This window comes from Paenibacillus allorhizoplanae (genome assembly GCF_927798215.1).
Lineage (GTDB): Bacteria > Bacillota > Bacilli > Paenibacillales > NBRC-103111 > Paenibacillus_E > Paenibacillus_E allorhizoplanae.
This window is the reverse complement of record NZ_CAKMMW010000028.1, coordinates 62,702-79,466: the sequence shown is the minus strand read 5'-3', so window position 1 is coordinate 79,466 and position 16,765 is coordinate 62,702. Positions and strand designations below refer to the sequence as shown.

Below are 16,765 nucleotides of genomic sequence, written 5' to 3'. Positions count from 1 at the left end.
AATGTAATTTTATCTTCATACTATGTTAGACATTTATCGACAAAGCATTAGGGATCGTTTACAATATTTATGAAACTTACTAAATACTTATGTAATAATGAGGTAATGCGGTAACTAGGGGGCTTAATCGTGATAACAGCAAATAAACCTGAATTTATACAAGAGTCCAAGCTGTTTTGTGAACACATAGGCATGAATCCTAAAGAGATTCCATATCCCCAGAAGATTCTATCACCCGATGAATTGAGGAATAAGAGGGAAGAATATGAAGAAATTTTATCAGTCGTAAGTTTCTTTGGAGAAAAAATTCTTCATCATCTTAAAGGAACTCCACTTCTACTTTCTGTTTCCAATGATACAGGTTTCATCCTTCATATGATGGGTGATGAAACGATAAAAAAAACCATCAACCAACTAGGAATTAGTTCAGGTGTGCAATTTACTGAAGCTAGCATGGGAACCAATGTTGTAAATATGGCTTTAAAATATAACCAGTCCCCCATCCAACTTATTGGTGATGATCATTATCACGAATACTTGCACGAAAGCGCTTGCTATGCTGTTGCATTCCATTATACAGACGTCAATGATCTTCTCGGAAGCTTAGTCATCATGACTGCTAAAGAGTTCCAGAATCCCATGCTGCTAACAATGCTAGCAACTACGGTAGATTCGATTGAAAGAGAACTCCTATTACGCAAGCAGAATAGAAAACTAAATATTTTAAACCAAATTATTATGGACAATACCCGTAATGGCATTATTTTGACGAATCGGGATGGAGAAATTATTACCTTTAACCAGTACGCCGAATTATTTACGGGGAAATCTAAAGAAGACATGTTAGGTACAAAAGTTCAACAACTAGCCTCCATGGGCGAATATATATACGAAGTTATTCAAAATGGAAAAACATTCGAAGACGTTCAAATGACTTTTGAGCAAAGTTCTACAGAAGATCGGCTAGTTTGCTTATTCGATGCTTATCCGCTATATGATGAGAAAAAGCAGTTACTAGGCGCCTTTGGACAATTTAGAAGTATTACTGAACGGGTAAGAGCTGAAGAGCGCTATAATTATTTAGCTAATCATGACGATTTAACCAAGCTCCCCAATCGTCGATATTATATGAATAGAGTTACCCAATTAATTCAACAGACGCAAGCTGCAGACCATCAGGTTGCCATCGTTTGTTTAGATTTAGACCGCTTCAAGATTATTAATGATACGTTAGGTCACTCTAGCGGTGACTTAATTCTCATTATGGTTGCTTCACGGCTTCAAGATATTCTGGAGCCTGGTGAGTTTGTAGCCAGAATGGGCGGAGATGAATTTATGTTCGTCTTCTCTAACATAACGCGTGAGGAACAGGTTTTAGATCGGGTAAAAGCCATCCTTCATATTTTCAACATGCCCTACAATTTAAATGGGTACGAATTTCATTTAACAGCAAGTGCGGGTATTTCTATTTATCCGAAAGATGGAGATAACCTTGAGAATTTAATGATAACAGCAGATACGGCCATGTATAGTGCAAAGAATCGCGGCTTAAACATGTATGCTCTGTATTCGCCTGATATGAACATATCGACACGCGAGAAAATGGCTTTGGAAAGTTCACTACGGAAAGCTATTGAGAATAATGAATTCCGATTGTACTATCAGCCTCAAGTGGATATTAGAAGCGGTGAAATTAAAGGTGTAGAGGCGCTAGTCCGTTGGCAGCATCCTACTAAGGGGTTAATACCGCCTAACGATTTCATCCCAATTGCCGAAGAGACAGGCTTGATCACTCAGATCGACAGATGGGTTTTACGAACCGCCTGCATGCAGAACAAGAAATGGCAAGATCAGGGCCTCCCTCCATTTCGAGTCTCCGTAAATTTATCATCACAGGAATTCCTGGATGATGCTCTTGTCGATGTGGTAAAAAACGTGTTGGATGAAACGGGTTTAGAACCTAAGTACTTGGACCTTGAAATTACTGAAACGATGACGATGAACGTAAACCATGCTATACCTATGCTTCGTAACCTGCATTCTTTAGGCATTCAAATAAGTATGGACGATTTCGGGACCGGCTATAGTTCTCTTAATTATCTGAAAAACTTTTCAATTGATCGATTAAAAATAGACCAAAGCTTTGTCAGAGATATTGGCAATGGTTCTAATGGGACTAACATTGTGAGCATTATTATTGCCATAGCCCACAGTATGAATCTAGAAGTCGTTGCTGAAGGTGTAGAAGAGAAAGAACAGCTTCGCTTCTTGCAAATTCAAAAATGCGATGAGGTTCAAGGCTACTACTTTAGTCCCCCACTTCCGGGAGAAGAATTCGATAAATCATTTCTGGATCTTATGTCTAGAATGAAAAAGTTGTACTGATAAAGATTTAGGGGGATCAAGACCTTATGCCATCTGTAAGCAGTGTTCTAGTTAAGCACTTGTCAAAATGGGGAGTCACCCATGTGTTCGGAATACCTGGTAAGCCTGTAACACCACTTGTGTTAGAGATGGACAATGTGGGTATCTCGTTTGTACTGAGCAAGCATGAAGAAGGGGCTGGCCTTGCGGCAGCAGGCTATGCTTTAGCACGGAATGCCCTAGGTGTTGCACTTAGCACAGCCGGCCCAGGTGGAATAAACATGCTAACAGCGGCGGGTCAAGCGCTTTTTTCCAATGTTCCCGTATTATTCCTGACGGGTTCTCCGCCAATCCGCGACATTGGAAAAGTACTTGGTCAAGACAGTACAATGTTCGGCACGGATCTTGTGAAAATGTTCGAATCTGTAACGAAATTCAGTGCACGAGTAGAACGTGGAGAGATGCTTAGGAGTTACTTAGAGCACGCCATGGAGCATGCATTTACTGGTGTCAAAGGCCCGGTTCATCTAAACATCCCCGCCGATGTCTTATTAGAACAAATAGATGACTTTGAATTAAAGCTCCCAGATGCTTATCCTACAACCATAGCTTCTAATTTAGATCATGTTGCCACACTTTTAGCTGAGGCCAAACGCCCTTTATTATTCATCGGAGGGGCTCTTCACGCCTTAGGCGCATACAAAGAAATTGAAGCCTTTGCACAGAAGTGGGCTCTTCCAGTAACAACAACGCCAGGAGGTAAAGGGGTCTTTCTTTCAAATCACCCTTTACATCTAGGACCATACGGCCTCGGTGGGAATGACCTTTCAGAAGCCTATCTCCGTGAGGGAGTCGATCTATTGATTGTGGTCGGGAGTCAACTAAGTGATCTGGAGATTCCTGGGTTTACCCCCTCTATCTATCCTAAGCATATTATCCACTTTGATCACGAGCCCCGCTTTATAGGGAAAGCTTTATCCGTGGCTACTACTCCTGTACTCGGAAACATTCGTAGTAATCTACGAGCGTTGCTCTCATTCGCCGATATTACAGTAGCACCAAGGCGTATGCCCGATATTTTAGAAATGGAAATTAGCCATGTAGCAGGTGAGCTGCTGCGTGGTAAACAAGTTATGGAGATACTCCGTGAAGAATTGCCTGATGATACGCTAGTTTATGGGGATGCTGGTAGCCATTCTTTTTATGCTATCAAGTATTTTGACATTAAGGTGCCTGGTACTTTTTATTTCGAGGAAGTATACGCCACTATGGGGCGTGCCATTGGTTATGCAGTTGGGGCCAAATTCGGAGCTCCGCATCGGACAGTCGCTTGTTTGACAGGCGATGGCTGCATGTTTATGAATGGGACGGAGGTCTCCACTTCGGTCAACCACGACGCTCCTGTGCTCTTTCTGATCGCGAACAATCAATGTATCGACATGGTAGATAAAGGGATGGAACGCCATTTAGGTAGAGCGGTGGGGACTACTTACAAGGCGCCACTAGATGGAGCCAAGTTTGGTGAAGCTCTTGGTGCAAGAGGTTACCGTTGTACAACGGCTGAGGAGCTAAGACACGCCATTCAAGACGCAATTAGAAGCAATCAAACGAGCGTAATTGATATTATTATGGATCCAAAAGAAATTCCTCCAACGATGAAGAGGGGATAGAGAGGTTATATAATGAAGGCGAATAAAACGAATCAAGAACGCTATGCAGCTGGTATTGACACTCTACAGACCATGGTTGGCGACCATGGGGTCAGTATGATTAAACAAATCGGAGAGTTTTTCCCTGACTTCGGCCATACATTAGTAGCTTTTGGTTTTGGCGACCTCTACTCGAGAGATATCCTCGACTTAAAACAACGAGAAATGATTACGATAACGTCTCTGATTACACAAGGAGCTACTGAGCAGTTGCCTTTTCATCTTCATGCAGGGCTTAATGTTGGGCTAAAACCCGAGGAAATCCTGGAAATCATCCTGCATTGCGGTGGTTACGCAGGATTCCCTAAGGCATGTGGTGCTCTTGATGTAGCACGAAAGGTATTTAACGAACGCGGGATAGACCTTACTAACAAATAACTAGCCTTATGCCGCCACATCTCTCTTCGTGAATACCAGCCAAGCCACTACATTGAAAATGAGGAAATAGATGCTCAATATGATAATTGAGAATTGAAGTGTCATTCCGGTCTGATACGGGCGACCGCTCAAATACTGGGACAGATCAATATTAGCGAATAATAGGTATTTACTCCATTCGTAAGGCTGCAAGAGCTCCAAGAAGATTGCTCCCGCAAATAGAGCAAAGATGGAGAAGCCAATCGCCATGATACTGCTGCGGAAGGCAGAAGAAATCATGAAAGCCATGGTGACGAAAATAATCGTAGACACACCATTGAGCAGATAGGTTTTCCATAGATTAGCAACCATGCTTTTCTCTACAACCTGGCCTGCTGCGTCAATGGTTACTAGGGGCAGATCGATTAACCCGAACTTATATAGAATTCCGTTTACTATAATCGATACAATGAACAGAATGACTAATAAGAACAAACCAAATGCAATCATGGATATATATTTAGACACTAAAATTTTCGTTCGATTCGCAGGTCGAATCAAGAGCAGCTTGATGGTCCCTGTCGTGAATTCGCCAGCCAAGCTGTCCCCAGCAACGATAACGGTGAACAAGGTGATTAAGATAATTAAATGCGCCGAATCGTTAATTCCGCTCCACATGGTCCCCCCTTCCGGGTGAATATTATGCTCGAGATGGTAATCATACCTAGCGATCTGCTTTTCGATGCTTGCCTTGCTCTCTACACTTCGTTTCGGCTCCTTCAGCGCGTCTGCGAGCTCCTGCTTCTGTTCGATCACGTTATTTCGCCAAGCATCGGTCTCCCCCGATTTGTCATCATAGTACCAATCCATGAAACTGCCTAAGAAAACGGCGCCAATCATGATAGCGACCATAATCCACGTACGTACACGACGGTAAAGCTTCATATTTTCGTTGAGAAACAAATTAACCAACTTGTTCACCTCCTGTCATTTCTAAGAACCGATCTTCTAGGGATTGTCGCAGCACCTGGACACCATAGATGCGGATTTCTCTACGCATCAGATCTGCCAAGATGTCAGGAATACAGTCTCTCTCGGTCACAACCTCTACGCCTTGCGGAACAATCTTCACATCTTTGATGCCCTTCATGCCAGCAATTGCAGCGAGCACATGCTCCGCAGGTGTAGCTTCGATTAAGTACGTTTGCGTTCCATCCTGCGAATCTGCCATGAAATCTTGAATCGTTTTCACATCAACAAGTTTGCCTTGCTGAAGAATGGCAACACGATCACACATCAACTCCATCTCGCTGAGCAAATGACTTGAAACAATGACGGTGATGCCTTCCGATCGCGTCAGATAACGCAGGTAATCACGCAGCTCACGTATCCCTGCCGGGTCAAGGCCATTCGTCGGCTCGTCCAGAATAAGCAGTGACGGCCTATGCAGCAGCGCCTGCGCGACACCTAACCGCTGGCGCATGCCCAAGGAGTACTTTTTCACCTTGTCATAAATCCGCGTCTCCAGCTTCACGAGCTTGACTACTTCGTCAATTCGTTCCTTCGTAACCCCGGGTACCATGCGCGCATAATGAATGAGGTTATGATAGCCGCTTAAATACTTATACATTTCCGGATTCTCAACAATCGCTCCCACATGGCGGATCGCTTGTTCAAAGTCATGCTTAATGTTCTTCCCTTTAATCACAATTTCGCCCTGCGTGATGGACATTAATCCGACCATCATTCGGATTGTTGTCGTCTTCCCTGCTCCATTTGGCCCGAGGAATCCGAAGATCTCCCCTTGTGGCACGTCAAACGTTAGATTATCGATAATGGTTGTTCGCCCGATTCGCTTCGTAACGCCGCGCAGACTTACAATAGGTTCACTGCTCATGTATAGGCCTCCTTCTCGACTTAGTTAACTTGAAAAATCATATCGCCTGATGCTACCTTGGCTACTATTTTTCTTGTCCCTTTTCCCAAGACACCGCTCATGCGGGTTTCCATTTCGTTGTCGGTACCCTTTTGGATAGGGAAAGGAAGTAAGGATTGAATGCGTCCCCTACTCACCGCAGCATCCAACGTATACCCCTCATCTTTGGACAAAATAAATGTCATATTACCGCCTTCGACCGACACAACTTGGATGTCACTCTGGATATGGTCGAATTTCATATCGGAACCCTGTCCTGCAATGGATACAGCGCCCTTCATTTCATGAAAGAACACGGACCCGTATTTCGCATTTCCTGTGACTTCACCTGTAATGTCTGTTAAATCCGTTTTGCCCGATTGGTGATCGAGGAGTAAATTACCTTGCGTATGATCAATATTAACTGTACTAGATCGGTTGACGAGATCAAGATTCCCCTTGATGTCGGCCATATATAGACTGCCATAGGAGGATTTCACCTTCAGATCTCCTTTTACATTGACGATTTCCATGAGACCATTTGTAGAAGTAGCCGTAACGTCCCCGTTAATCCCGCTAATTCGCACAGCACCATCTTCATTCTGAATCGTCGTTCTCATCATATCGGGGACAGAAAGTACATAATCAATCGATACATAGTCTGGATCAACGGACTTTCCATTCGCTGTCGTAACGAGCATTAGTTGTCCATTCTGGATTTCTTGCTCTACCTTAACCGCGTCACGCCTGCGATTCGCTGCCTCAGTACTCGCTGCGGTTACTGTCACCGTAGCCTGTAACTGAATCGTAGACGTCTCCGAACGTTGTACGGATACTTTACCTCTTTGACTTGTTAGCACGACTTCCTTGATCTCTGGCTTGTTATTGTCCGATTGAAGCTGCGCGATTGCCGTTACAGCTCGCCTCTCGCCCATATAAGCATCTGTCTTCTCGTTATTCACGAATTGCTCACTGAAAGCTTGAATGGTATCTTCCTTACGGATGGAAACATCCAGAATCGAGAGCAGGAATAGCATCACTACGGAGATGAGAAGAATACTTCTTTTTTGCCGAAAAGACATCCTCACACCTCCACTTCTTTCTCGAAAATAAAACCATTTAGCGCAATTAACCCTATACAGAGTAACCCGAGCACAATAAAGGGTCCTGAATGCAAGAAAGCCATATCAGACTCTTTATGTCCAATCACGATCTCTGGTGTCCATAACAGTAAGTCGGATAACAACGGGCTAATTCGAAGGACTAGCCAAATGATGCCAAAAAACGCGCTGACCATCACAAACCATTTGAATTTCGCAACGAGCTGCCCACATAGGAACGTGAATTGCACGACAATTAACAAAAACAACATAACGACAATGGCGATCCAGTAGAAATTGAGGACAATATTTACAAGACTCGGGCCTATCTCGGACCAATCCTCACTTGTACTTACTTCATCCCAAACCACACGGAGTAACAAGCTCGCAAAGCTTGCTGCAATTACAATAGACGTTGCAATCAGCAAAGATACCACTGCCGCTAACTTGGCCGCCAGCACCTTCCACCCTCGAATCGGCAAGGATAGGAGGAGGTAAATCGAGTTCGTTCTCCACTCCACATGGAGTTGGTAATAGCCGGTTCCTATCGCTAAGGCAACTAAGAATACGTAAGGTAATACGAGTGTCAGCACCATCGTTGCATCCATTTGGAATTCAGCGCTTTTGTACAAAACAATTAAGTGCAGCGCAACAACACCCACTGCGAAAAATCCGTATAAGGGAAAAATACTCTTTGTTTCTTTCCTGAATAGGTTCCAGAGTGCCATCTACCCGTACACCTTCTCCCAAATGTTCTCTAACGAGCAGCCGTACGTCTCGCGCAAATTTTCAGTGGAGTCGAATATCTTAACCTGACCATTCTGCAGAAAAATGACATCATCGAACATGGGCTCCGATTCATTCACGGAATGGGTAGAGAGCAAGATCGTCTGCTCATCCGATTGAAACTCACTAATAATCGAGCGGATAATTTTGGCTCGAGACGAGGGGTCAATACCAGAGAACGGCTCGTCCAGCAAGATCAGCGGCACATTCCGAGACAACGCTGCAATCAATTTCAATCGCGCCCGCATCCCTTTGGACAGATTTCGAACCTTCTGGTTCTCATCCAGCTCCATTTTGACAAGCATCTCCGCTGCTCTTTCCGCCTGCCAATCCTTGTAGAATCCCGAGATAAATTTCAGCGTCTCCCTCACTGTCATCCACCCGTAGAGATTGTCAATCTCAGGCAAGTAAGCGACATGCTGCTTATTGTGGACATCCGGCTTCCTGCCGCCTACGAGAATCGTGCCCGAAGTTGGATAGATGAGACCGGCCATCATCTTGAGCAGTGTTGATTTCCCACTCCCGTTTGGCCCTAGTAAGCCAACAATTGTGCCTTTCTTGATCTGAAGATCGATGCCGCTTATCGCTTGCTTTAACAAATACTTCTTATGAATGTCCTTGAGCTCAATCATGTACGGATTCTCTTCGCTTGACACGGTCTATCCCTCCTTGCGTTCTATATGTAAAGTATCCCGAAGCATATGCGCCATTTCGTCCGGTTCAATGCCTAAGCCGCGCATTTCTTCAATAAATTGATGAACCGCAGCCTGCGCCATTTCGGAACGAATCGATAGGAGCATCGCTGGATCATTCTTGATAAAAGTACCTTGTCCTCGTAACGTTTCCGTCAAACCCACCCGCTCCATCTCTTGGTAAGCTCTCATCACCGTGTTGGGATTCACTTGTGAAATTTGTGCCCGTTCCTTATGGGACGGGATTTTATCACCTGGCGATAGCTCGCCCCTAGCCAATGCTTTCTTAACCTCATCGACCATCTGCAAATAAATCGGTTTCGGGCTATTAAAATTAAGTTGCACCGTCCTACCCTCCTCTACACCGCAAACCAGTGCACTATTGAACTAGTGCACTATAAGAATATTTGTATCCGCTAGAATTGTCAACGGCTTTTTATGGACATGACAAAAGAGTGGGCGCGTAAGCCCACCCTGGGGAAGGGGAACGAGGGGACGCTATTTGCCGTGAACTATGGGAAAAACGGCGTCCAAGGGAACGTGAGTGTCCTATTTGTTCGAAAAACGCGAAAAACACCAAAAATCGCGCACTTAGCGCACTCTTGTTCCTCTCCACGCAAAGAATAGCCGATTTTGACGTATTAGCGCAACTAGGTTCCCTTTCGTCTGCTTGAAACCACTCGTACGGTGGTAGTGGCGGTTGACGTAAGGTCAGCGGGTGGCATTCCGGACGGGCTGCGGCTGGCGTGGGCGGGATGCTATGTACGTGCTGGCAAGATGGTTGTTTGAAGGCGTGGAGACAACACGGGTAGCGGCAGGGTAGTCGTAGCAATGCGGGCCTGTGGGCTTGTGGGCCAGCTTGCATGCACTGGCAGACTGCTGGTAAGCGGGGCACTTCGGGGCGGCGAGGCGGCGTGGAGTGTAGGATTGATCACCCTCTCCACTTCCTTCTACTTCCACTTCCTCTCCCTTCTCTAAAAAATGCAAAAATACAACCTTTTCTACTGATTTATGGCGCAAATTAGTAAATGCGTGCAAATCGGCAACCTTTTTAACGTATTTCATGATAATCTCCTGAAATTACTCCAAATTGATGCCTATTCGCATCAATTTCTAATAACGTAGGAGAAACCCATTCAAAAGATGCTCATTTGCATTTATGACAGGGTGAGGGACTTGAGAGCTTGAGGACCTGAAAGCTTTAAGGCTTTTCAGACTTGAAAGTCATCAGGGCCACTACATTTGTCGCCTCCACTACCTTGCTACTCATTGCCGCACTTTCTCCTACTACTTCACATTACTCCACACTTTTCCCATTTTCTTTATCCTCACTACTTCTCACTACTCATATTGGAACGTCGGCGGAGAGGGTACAATTAAACTAACAAAAAGCTGTCCTCACGTAATGATCTACGTGAGGACAGCCTCATAACATGATGCTTCGTTCGATTTACTGTGCGGCTCGTTGCGGACGCTGTCCACCACCTTGTGGTGGCATGCCGCCTCCACCTCCGCCTTGTCTGCCACCGCCAGGACCACCCATCATCCCGCTTCTAGCTTCAGTTACGCCTGTTTCAGACAACCAAGTGATCAGTGTCGCCGTCTTGAAGTCGACAACCTTCGTCCCGCCTTGGTACGTGCCACCTTCGAACAAGCCTTTCGTAGCGGTGCCTGTTGAAGATCCACCCGAGCTAAGCGTGTACGAAGCGTCCTGCTTCAGGTTCGGTGAGCTGACGAACACCGATTGATAGTTCTTCGCTGGCGCAAAGGTGATAATGGCGTTACCTGCGCTATCTTCGAGATGAACCAGCGCACCCGCTTGCTGGGTCTTGGTGTATGTCATCAGGACACCGGCTTGCGTCGACTTGTCGGACGTGGCTTGTACCATGCCGGAGCTTCCCGCGGCAACAAGGAAGCCGCCTGTCATGACGAACGTGCCATCATAGTCGAGGGAGCCGTTGTTGTTCTCGATCGGCCCGTTGACTACCACCGTACCGCCGCTCATCGTGATGGAGCCGTTCGAATCCAACCCGTCGCCCTTCGAGTCGACGGATAAGAAGCCACCGGTAATCGTCAGCATATTACTCGAATTCGCGCCAGATGCCCCTGGTGCACCGCCAGGCCCGCCAGCAGGTGCTGCCCCAGCCTGGCCAGTTCCAGCACCAGCACCAGCGCCCGCTCCTGCTGCGCCAGTCGCCGCTCCCGGAGCGCCACCGCTCTCAGCGGACTCCGCATCGCCGCTGGAAATGTTCACACCGTCGTCCGTAGAGACGACATTGGTTTTACCACCTGAGATCAGAACCGCAGGCGCCTCGATCCCTTCATTGCTTTGCGTGATATCGATCGTACCACCTGCGATAGCAAGTGATACCTCGGCGTGAATACCATCGTCGCCAGCATTAATGTGAAGATCTCCACCGCTCACATCAAGACCTCCGCTGCTGTGCAACGCATCCTCGCCGGATTTGATTGTGAAGGTTCCACCAGCAAAGCTGATATAACCTTCCTCACCCTCTTTATCGTTCGAGGTTTTGATGCCATGTCCACCAGCATCGATGGTCAATGTACCTGCTTGGACAGCGACTAAATCTCGCCCCATCACGCCATCATCAACAGCTTTAATATCCAGTGTGCCTCCCGTGATTCTCAGCTTATCCTTGCTGGTAATCCCGTTGTTGTAGTTCCCTTTCACGACAAGCTTCCCTGCTCCATTACTCGTCAGATCGTCTTTGCTGAAGATCGCCGAATTCGGCTCGTCGGTCGTTGCATCCGGATACACATACTTAGTTCCATCTGAAACGATGTTCTCTGTTCCTTCTTGTAAGGAGATAATCGCTTTGCCCGCCTCTTCGACAAAGATCGCGGAAGACGTGCTGTTCGAAATCTCCACGCCGTTCAAAACTAATCGAACGACGCCCTTATCCTTCACGTTGACCGTTATTTGACCATCTGTCAATTTTCCACTAACGACATACGTTCCAGCCTTCGTAATTGCAATCTTACCATCCTTCGCCGCTGCCCCTTCACCCTCAATCGTTGCACTAGTACCCGTTAACGAGATCTTCGTCGGATTCGCAGAAGCCCAATCTGTATAGGCATCCTCCGCCGCAAACTCCACCTTCTGGATGACATCTGTGGTCACTGCTTTTCCACTTGCAGCAGCCGTAGTCGTTCCAGTCGTTGTTACAGCTGGTGTCGAAGCGATATCAGTCGTTTCATTGCATGCTGCTAACACAACAGCGCATAATAGTAGGACACCTGCGCCTTTCATATTCAACGGTTTTTTCATAGAAATATCTTCCTCTCTCAGTTGCATTGTTTTTAAAATTCAGCCGCTGTAGGGCTCATCGTTAAGGTGATATCTAAGTTCCCATTTCTGCATCTAATGGCGTCTAGGAACTCTTTCTGACTCGTCAAATGATCAATCGTCACGACGTAAACTAACTCATATAAGCTGCCTAACTCGGTTGTACGTACTTTTTTCAATTCATAGGCAATGTCGAACATCTTGAACACTTCAGCAAACGCTTCTTCATACCCCAGACTCTCGGGAATCGTCACTTTCAATAACTTCTGTGCAGCCTTCTTCGCACCAAAATTAGTGACTTTCAGGACAAACATCAAGACACACAGTACAAGCGTGAAAAGTATCGCGTAACCAAACGAACCAACACCGCAAGCAAGCCCTGCCGCCATTGTGAACAAGACGAAGGAAATGTCCTTTGGATCTCCAGGAGCGCTTCGGAATCGAATGATGGAGAAGGCCCCGGCAAGGCTGAACGCTCTAGCGATGTTACTGCCGATTAATAGAATAATAATGGCTACAATAACTGGCAGAACAATCATGGTTAACGTGAAGCTTTGTGTGTAGTTAGTTTGTGTTTTCATATAAATGAAGCTGATCATAGCACCTAGTACAATTGCAATAAGTATGGTTAATAAAGCATTCATGAGTGTTAATTCTGTGCCTGCTGTGACTTGTGCAAAAATGGAATCGATCATAATTGAATCCTCTCCCCCGTTAACTGTTCATTTCGCATTTTCTTATATTCGTTGCCGTACTTCGAGAAGCTCGTTCGAAACATGTCATGCTCCGAAAGCATCTTCGACAACCAAAGCGGGATCGTTTTCTCCGCCTTCACTTCCATAAGCCATTGCCCGCGGCCCATCAGCTGATCGCCATGATCGCCACTTTCGAGCTTGAGATCATACCGTCTGGAACGGATATTCGTGTCAAAGGTGATCCGCAAATCTCGGTTATTTTTGCAAAACATCGCAATCCGGTCATACGCCAGATATACCTTCGGCTCCAGATCATAACGTTGCAGGAAATATTTAATTTCCTGAATGACTTGTCTGTTCATATAATCCTTGAATTCTGGCTCTACCTTGGTTCGTACAAAGTCATACGACTCGTTCAGCTTCAGCGCGGTTCTTCTTTTATTCACCAGGCCGAACACCTTTTTCTTCAGCTCTAGATACACCTTCGCATCTGCGTTTGGAACCCCGTAAGCTCTTATTCGCAGCTTCTCTCGGTATTTCGGCTTCGCCAGCGAATTTCGAATTAATGAATCATGCTCGGTATCGAAGTAGATATTACTGATCGAATAGAATTGTTCATTCTTGTTGTAGGCGTCCATTTCCATATATTCGAGCAGTCGATTATAGATCGTGTAAAAGGCTTTCGTATCCATCAGATACTTATTTTCATACCGATTAAATACTTCAATCGCCATTGTGATGCGCCTCCTTCTTGTTTCACCTTGCGTGTTGCTCGCTGTTCCATGAGTGTATCTTAGCCCTCGAACCTTTAGTGAAACTTAAATGCGAAATGAATGTTGTTCTTTTCGTAAATCCGCACTTGTAGTGCTACTATTAAGGTTGATTAAAGGTTCACAGGCCTATAATGAAGCCATGCCATTCGAAGCATCTTGGGGCACTAAGGGGGAAACGACCATGAGAATTCTAATCGTGGAAGATGAAGTACATTTAGCTGAAGCGTTAACTCAAATTTTAAAAAAACACCATTACTCCGTTGACGTTGTTCACGATGGACAGTCCGGGCTGGATAATGCGTTAAGTGGTATATATGATCTTCTGTTGCTCGACATCATGCTGCCTGAAATGGACGGAATCACGATTCTCAAGACATTGCGCACCAAAGGAATTTCAACACCTGTTATTCTGCTTACGGCAAAGGGAGAAATTTCAGATAAAATCGCGGGATTGGATTACGGGGCCGACGATTACGTGTCCAAACCGTTCTCAACAGAGGAACTATTGGCTCGGATACGAGCGGCACTAAGACGCAAGGGCGAGGTCGTACCAGAGGATGCTTTGAAGTTCGGGGACATCGAATTGCATACAGGGAATCTCAAATTGACATGCAAGGGGAAGGAACTCAAGCTGATTCTAAAAGAAAGCGAGCTCCTGGAGCTGTTAATGACAAGAAAGCAGGCCGTAACATCGAAAGAACAGATCATCGAGAAGCTATGGGGCTTCGATTCCGAGGTGGAACATAACAACGTGGAAGTGTATATCTCTTTTTTACGCAAGAAATTGACTTTCTTACACGCGGCTGTCCGTATCTCGACCCTTAGAGGCGTCGGATATGTGCTGGAGGAGGTGACCTCCTGATGTTTATCAAGCTGCGCAACCGATTTCTCATCGTGAATCTAGTCATCATATCCTGTATCATGCTCTTGTCTTTCGCTACGATTTATTTCATCACCTATGGGAATGTAAAGGCCGACATCGATATGGAGCTGCATCGCGTTGCGGAATTCAATCTCAAGCCTGATGGGAAAAAGGGGAGTCCGAAGGGTGGACCTGATGGCGGGCATCACCCGCAAGAACTTCAGGGTTACAATGATTCACCACCCGAGCGATCAGTTTCCTTTATGCTGCAAGCAGATGCCCAGTGGAACATCACAGCAACAAACTCCCGTTTTGACATGGACACAGCATTCTACGAAACAGCTATTAAGGAAGCCTCCACCAACAGATCGGATATCGGCCAGTTTACGCTGGATGGCAACCAATGGGCATTTATGGTGCAAAAGAATGACACCGGGTATAACGTCGTTTATCTCGATGTTACGGCTCAGAAGACCATCCTGACGAATCTTGTCTATACCTTCACACTCGTCGGCTTGGTGATGCTGATCGTTATCTTCTTTACGAGCCGCTATTTCGCGAATCGTTCCATCGCACCAGTCCGCGAGGCCTTCCAGAAACAAAAACAATTCATCGCGGATGCATCTCACGAGTTGAAAACACCGCTAGCCGTCATCAATACCAATGCGGATGTTCTCCTAGCGAATAGCGAGGATACCATCGATAGCCAATCGAAATGGCTGCATCGCATCAAATCGGAGACGGAACGCATGAAGACGCTCACCAACGACCTCCTCTATCTCACGGAAATGGATGATACTAGAGCGGGAATCTTGTACAGCGAATTCAACGTGAGTGAGTCTGTGGAAAGTGTCCTTCTCACGATGGAAGCCGTCGTGTTCGAGAAGGATATTACGCTGGATTACGAGATTCAGCCCGACTTAACCTTGCACGGCAATAGCGAGCAAATCAAACAAGTTGTCATGATTCTTATGGACAATGCGATCAAATATACGCTGCCGAAGGGAGCCATTTCGCTCACCTTCAAGAAACATCATAGCGACACGCTTCTCACCGTGACCAATACCGGTGAAGGTATCTCACCTGAGCATGTGGAGCGGATCTTCGACCGCTTCTACCGTGCGGATCCATCGCGTTCACGCAAGCACGGCGGCTACGGGCTTGGATTAGCCATCGCCAAGTCCATTGTCGAGCAGCATAAAGGCAAAATTCATGCCAAAAGTGTGCTGCAGGAGACAACGTCGTTCTATGTGCAGCTCCCTTCATAGCATTATTGGTATCGTTCATTCTCAGCAGTTAAATAAGTGGATTTTTAGGAGCTAAGCGGCTTAGATGCGTTTAGCTCCTTTTCATTCTTCTGCTTCCACCCCCATCCCCCCATGTTTGATGTGCATTCCTCCTTGTTTTTGTGGGCCACATTTTATTCACGTATTTACTTGTCGTTTTCCTTGTGTAGAATGGATACACAAGGAACATGCTCATTAATAGTGAATGAGGTAGGCAAAATGTAATCGGAAAGGAGCTTTTCCTATGAATATTTTAATTATCGAAGACGATTCTAGCATTCAAATGCTGCTCAAATTAAGCCTTGAAGTAGAGGGGTTTCATCCTGTTGTTGCTGGCACCGTAGCTTCTAGTCTTGAGGTACTCGCCTCAGAGCCTATCGATTTCATCTTGCTGGATCTGATGCTGCCTGATCAGTCAGGCTTTGAGCTCCTGAAGACACTCCAGCAAATTCATAAAGAAATACCCGTCATTGTACTCACGGCCAAAAATGAAATGAATGATAAAATACTAGGCTTCCAGCTCGGAGCCGACGATTATTTAACTAAACCATTTGAAACACGTGAACTTATTATGCGGATTCGCGCTGTCATGCGCCGTGTAACATCGGATACAACCGCACAATCTGCTGACGTCCTTCAAGTTGGCATGATCGAGATTGATAGAAATGAGCGATCTTTAAAACTGGCTGGCAAATCTATTAAAACGACCAGCAAGGAATTTGATTTCCTCTGGCTGCTATGCAGAAATCCTAAGAAAGTTTTTACCCGCGAGCACATTTTGGACCAAGTATGGGGATTTGAGTATTACGGACAGACGCGGTCTGTCGATATGATGGTCAATCGTCTGCGGGAAAAAATCAAACCCTACGACCACGTGCTCGCCACAGTTCATGGGACGGGCTATAAACTGGAGGTTTAA

At 45.8% G+C, this 16,765-nt stretch carries 16 protein-coding genes; 6 read left to right on the top strand and 10 right to left on the bottom strand.

Translation table 11 applies throughout. The features are described 5' to 3' along the window. Positions 1-129 precede the first annotated feature (129 nt). Genes L6I86_RS30575 through L6I86_RS30565 form a run of 3 tightly spaced genes read left to right on the top strand, consistent with a single transcriptional unit; the run spans position 130 to position 4,451 of the window. Complete coding sequence (locus L6I86_RS30575) at positions 130-2,385, top strand: EAL domain-containing protein (protein ID WP_338113464.1); 2,256 nt, start codon at positions 130-132, stop codon at positions 2,383-2,385. 26 nt (positions 2,386-2,411) lie between these two features. Next, a complete protein-coding gene (locus tag L6I86_RS30570) occupies positions 2,412-4,034 on the top strand; it encodes a thiamine pyrophosphate-binding protein (protein ID WP_236292341.1) in 1,623 nt (540 codons plus the stop codon). A gap of 12 nt (positions 4,035-4,046) precedes the next feature. Next, positions 4,047-4,451: a carboxymuconolactone decarboxylase family protein gene (locus L6I86_RS30565; RefSeq protein WP_236292340.1), complete on the top strand. Its 405-nt coding sequence runs from the start codon at positions 4,047-4,049 to the stop codon at positions 4,449-4,451. A 6-nt stretch (positions 4,452-4,457) separates the two neighbouring features. Here L6I86_RS30565 and L6I86_RS30560 read toward each other — a convergent pair whose 3' ends face one another. The 10 genes from L6I86_RS30560 to L6I86_RS30515 all read right to left on the bottom strand — a co-directional run bounded on the left by L6I86_RS30560 (position 4,458) and on the right by L6I86_RS30515 (position 13,659). Continuing rightward, a complete protein-coding gene (locus L6I86_RS30560) occupies positions 4,458-5,402 on the bottom strand; it encodes an ABC transporter permease (RefSeq protein WP_236292339.1) in 945 nt (314 codons plus the stop codon). Further along, a complete protein-coding gene (locus L6I86_RS30555; protein ID WP_236292338.1) occupies positions 5,395-6,327 on the bottom strand; it encodes an ABC transporter ATP-binding protein in 933 nt (310 codons plus the stop codon). The genes L6I86_RS30560 and L6I86_RS30555 overlap by 8 nt, the downstream gene beginning before the upstream one ends. 20 nt (positions 6,328-6,347) lie before the next feature. Beyond that, a complete protein-coding gene (locus L6I86_RS30550) occupies positions 6,348-7,427 on the bottom strand; it encodes a DUF4097 family beta strand repeat-containing protein (protein WP_236292337.1) in 1,080 nt (359 codons plus the stop codon). A 2-nt stretch (positions 7,428-7,429) separates the two neighbouring features. After that, on the bottom strand, positions 7,430-8,173 hold the full coding sequence (locus L6I86_RS30545) for a hypothetical protein (RefSeq protein WP_236292336.1): 744 nt from the start codon (positions 8,171-8,173) through the stop codon (positions 7,430-7,432). After that, entirely contained in the window at positions 8,174-8,887 is a 714-nt protein-coding gene (locus L6I86_RS30540; RefSeq protein WP_236292335.1) for an ABC transporter ATP-binding protein, read from the bottom strand. 3 nt (positions 8,888-8,890) lie between these two features. Then, positions 8,891-9,268, bottom strand: a complete 378-nt coding sequence (locus L6I86_RS30535; protein ID WP_236292333.1) for a GntR family transcriptional regulator — start codon at positions 9,266-9,268, stop codon at positions 8,891-8,893. 366 nt (positions 9,269-9,634) lie between these two features. Continuing rightward, positions 9,635-9,988 carry a hypothetical protein gene (locus L6I86_RS30530; RefSeq protein ID WP_236292331.1) on the bottom strand — a complete coding sequence of 118 codons (354 nt, stop codon included), beginning with the start codon at positions 9,986-9,988 and terminating at the stop codon, positions 9,635-9,637. Positions 9,989-10,373: 385 nt separating this feature from the next. Then, entirely contained in the window at positions 10,374-12,212 is a 1,839-nt protein-coding gene (locus L6I86_RS30525; protein WP_236292330.1) for a carbohydrate-binding domain-containing protein, read from the bottom strand. A 32-nt stretch (positions 12,213-12,244) separates the two neighbouring features. After that, positions 12,245-12,925 carry a DUF4956 domain-containing protein gene (locus tag L6I86_RS30520; RefSeq protein WP_236292329.1) on the bottom strand — a complete coding sequence of 227 codons (681 nt, stop codon included), beginning with the start codon at positions 12,923-12,925 and terminating at the stop codon, positions 12,245-12,247. Then, positions 12,922-13,659 carry a polyphosphate polymerase domain-containing protein gene (locus tag L6I86_RS30515; protein WP_236292327.1) on the bottom strand — a complete coding sequence of 246 codons (738 nt, stop codon included), beginning with the start codon at positions 13,657-13,659 and terminating at the stop codon, positions 12,922-12,924. The genes L6I86_RS30520 and L6I86_RS30515 overlap by 4 nt, the downstream gene beginning before the upstream one ends. 220 nt (positions 13,660-13,879) lie before the next feature. Between L6I86_RS30515 and L6I86_RS30510 the strand changes: the two genes are divergently transcribed. From L6I86_RS30510 to L6I86_RS30500, 3 genes are all read left to right on the top strand, one after another. Beyond that, positions 13,880-14,560 (top strand): response regulator transcription factor, encoded by a 681-nt coding sequence (locus L6I86_RS30510; RefSeq protein WP_056622509.1) that lies wholly within the window; start codon positions 13,880-13,882, stop codon positions 14,558-14,560. Further along, positions 14,560-15,828, top strand: coding sequence for a sensor histidine kinase (locus tag L6I86_RS30505; RefSeq protein ID WP_236292325.1), 1,269 nt, complete (start codon positions 14,560-14,562; stop codon positions 15,826-15,828). Before L6I86_RS30510 ends, L6I86_RS30505 begins: the two co-directional genes overlap by 1 nt. 262 nt (positions 15,829-16,090) lie before the next feature. Continuing rightward, entirely contained in the window at positions 16,091-16,765 is a 675-nt protein-coding gene (locus L6I86_RS30500) for a response regulator transcription factor (protein WP_236292323.1), read from the top strand.

Excerpts from the sequence above, each read along its gene's own strand:
- L6I86_RS30505 (WP_236292325.1), top strand. The coding sequence starts at position 14,560 with ATGTTTATCAAGCTGCGCAACCGATTTCTCATCGTGAATCTAGTCATC.
- L6I86_RS30530 (WP_236292331.1), bottom strand. The coding sequence starts at position 9,988 with ATGAAATACGTTAAAAAGGTTGCCGATTTGCACGCATTTACTAATTTG.
- L6I86_RS30570 (WP_236292341.1), top strand. The coding sequence starts at position 2,412 with ATGCCATCTGTAAGCAGTGTTCTAGTTAAGCACTTGTCAAAATGGGGA.
- L6I86_RS30510 (WP_056622509.1), top strand. The coding sequence starts at position 13,880 with ATGAGAATTCTAATCGTGGAAGATGAAGTACATTTAGCTGAAGCGTTA.
- L6I86_RS30550 (WP_236292337.1), bottom strand. The coding sequence starts at position 7,427 with ATGTCTTTTCGGCAAAAAAGAAGTATTCTTCTCATCTCCGTAGTGATG.
- L6I86_RS30565 (WP_236292340.1), top strand. The coding sequence starts at position 4,047 with ATGAAGGCGAATAAAACGAATCAAGAACGCTATGCAGCTGGTATTGAC.
- L6I86_RS30515 (WP_236292327.1), bottom strand. The coding sequence starts at position 13,659 with ATGGCGATTGAAGTATTTAATCGGTATGAAAATAAGTATCTGATGGAT.
- L6I86_RS30500 (WP_236292323.1), top strand. The coding sequence starts at position 16,091 with ATGAATATTTTAATTATCGAAGACGATTCTAGCATTCAAATGCTGCTC.
- L6I86_RS30520 (WP_236292329.1), bottom strand. The coding sequence starts at position 12,925 with ATGATCGATTCCATTTTTGCACAAGTCACAGCAGGCACAGAATTAACA.
- L6I86_RS30525 (WP_236292330.1), bottom strand. The coding sequence starts at position 12,212 with ATGAAAAAACCGTTGAATATGAAAGGCGCAGGTGTCCTACTATTATGC.
- L6I86_RS30545 (WP_236292336.1), bottom strand. The coding sequence starts at position 8,173 with ATGGCACTCTGGAACCTATTCAGGAAAGAAACAAAGAGTATTTTTCCC.
- L6I86_RS30555 (WP_236292338.1), bottom strand. The coding sequence starts at position 6,327 with ATGAGCAGTGAACCTATTGTAAGTCTGCGCGGCGTTACGAAGCGAATC.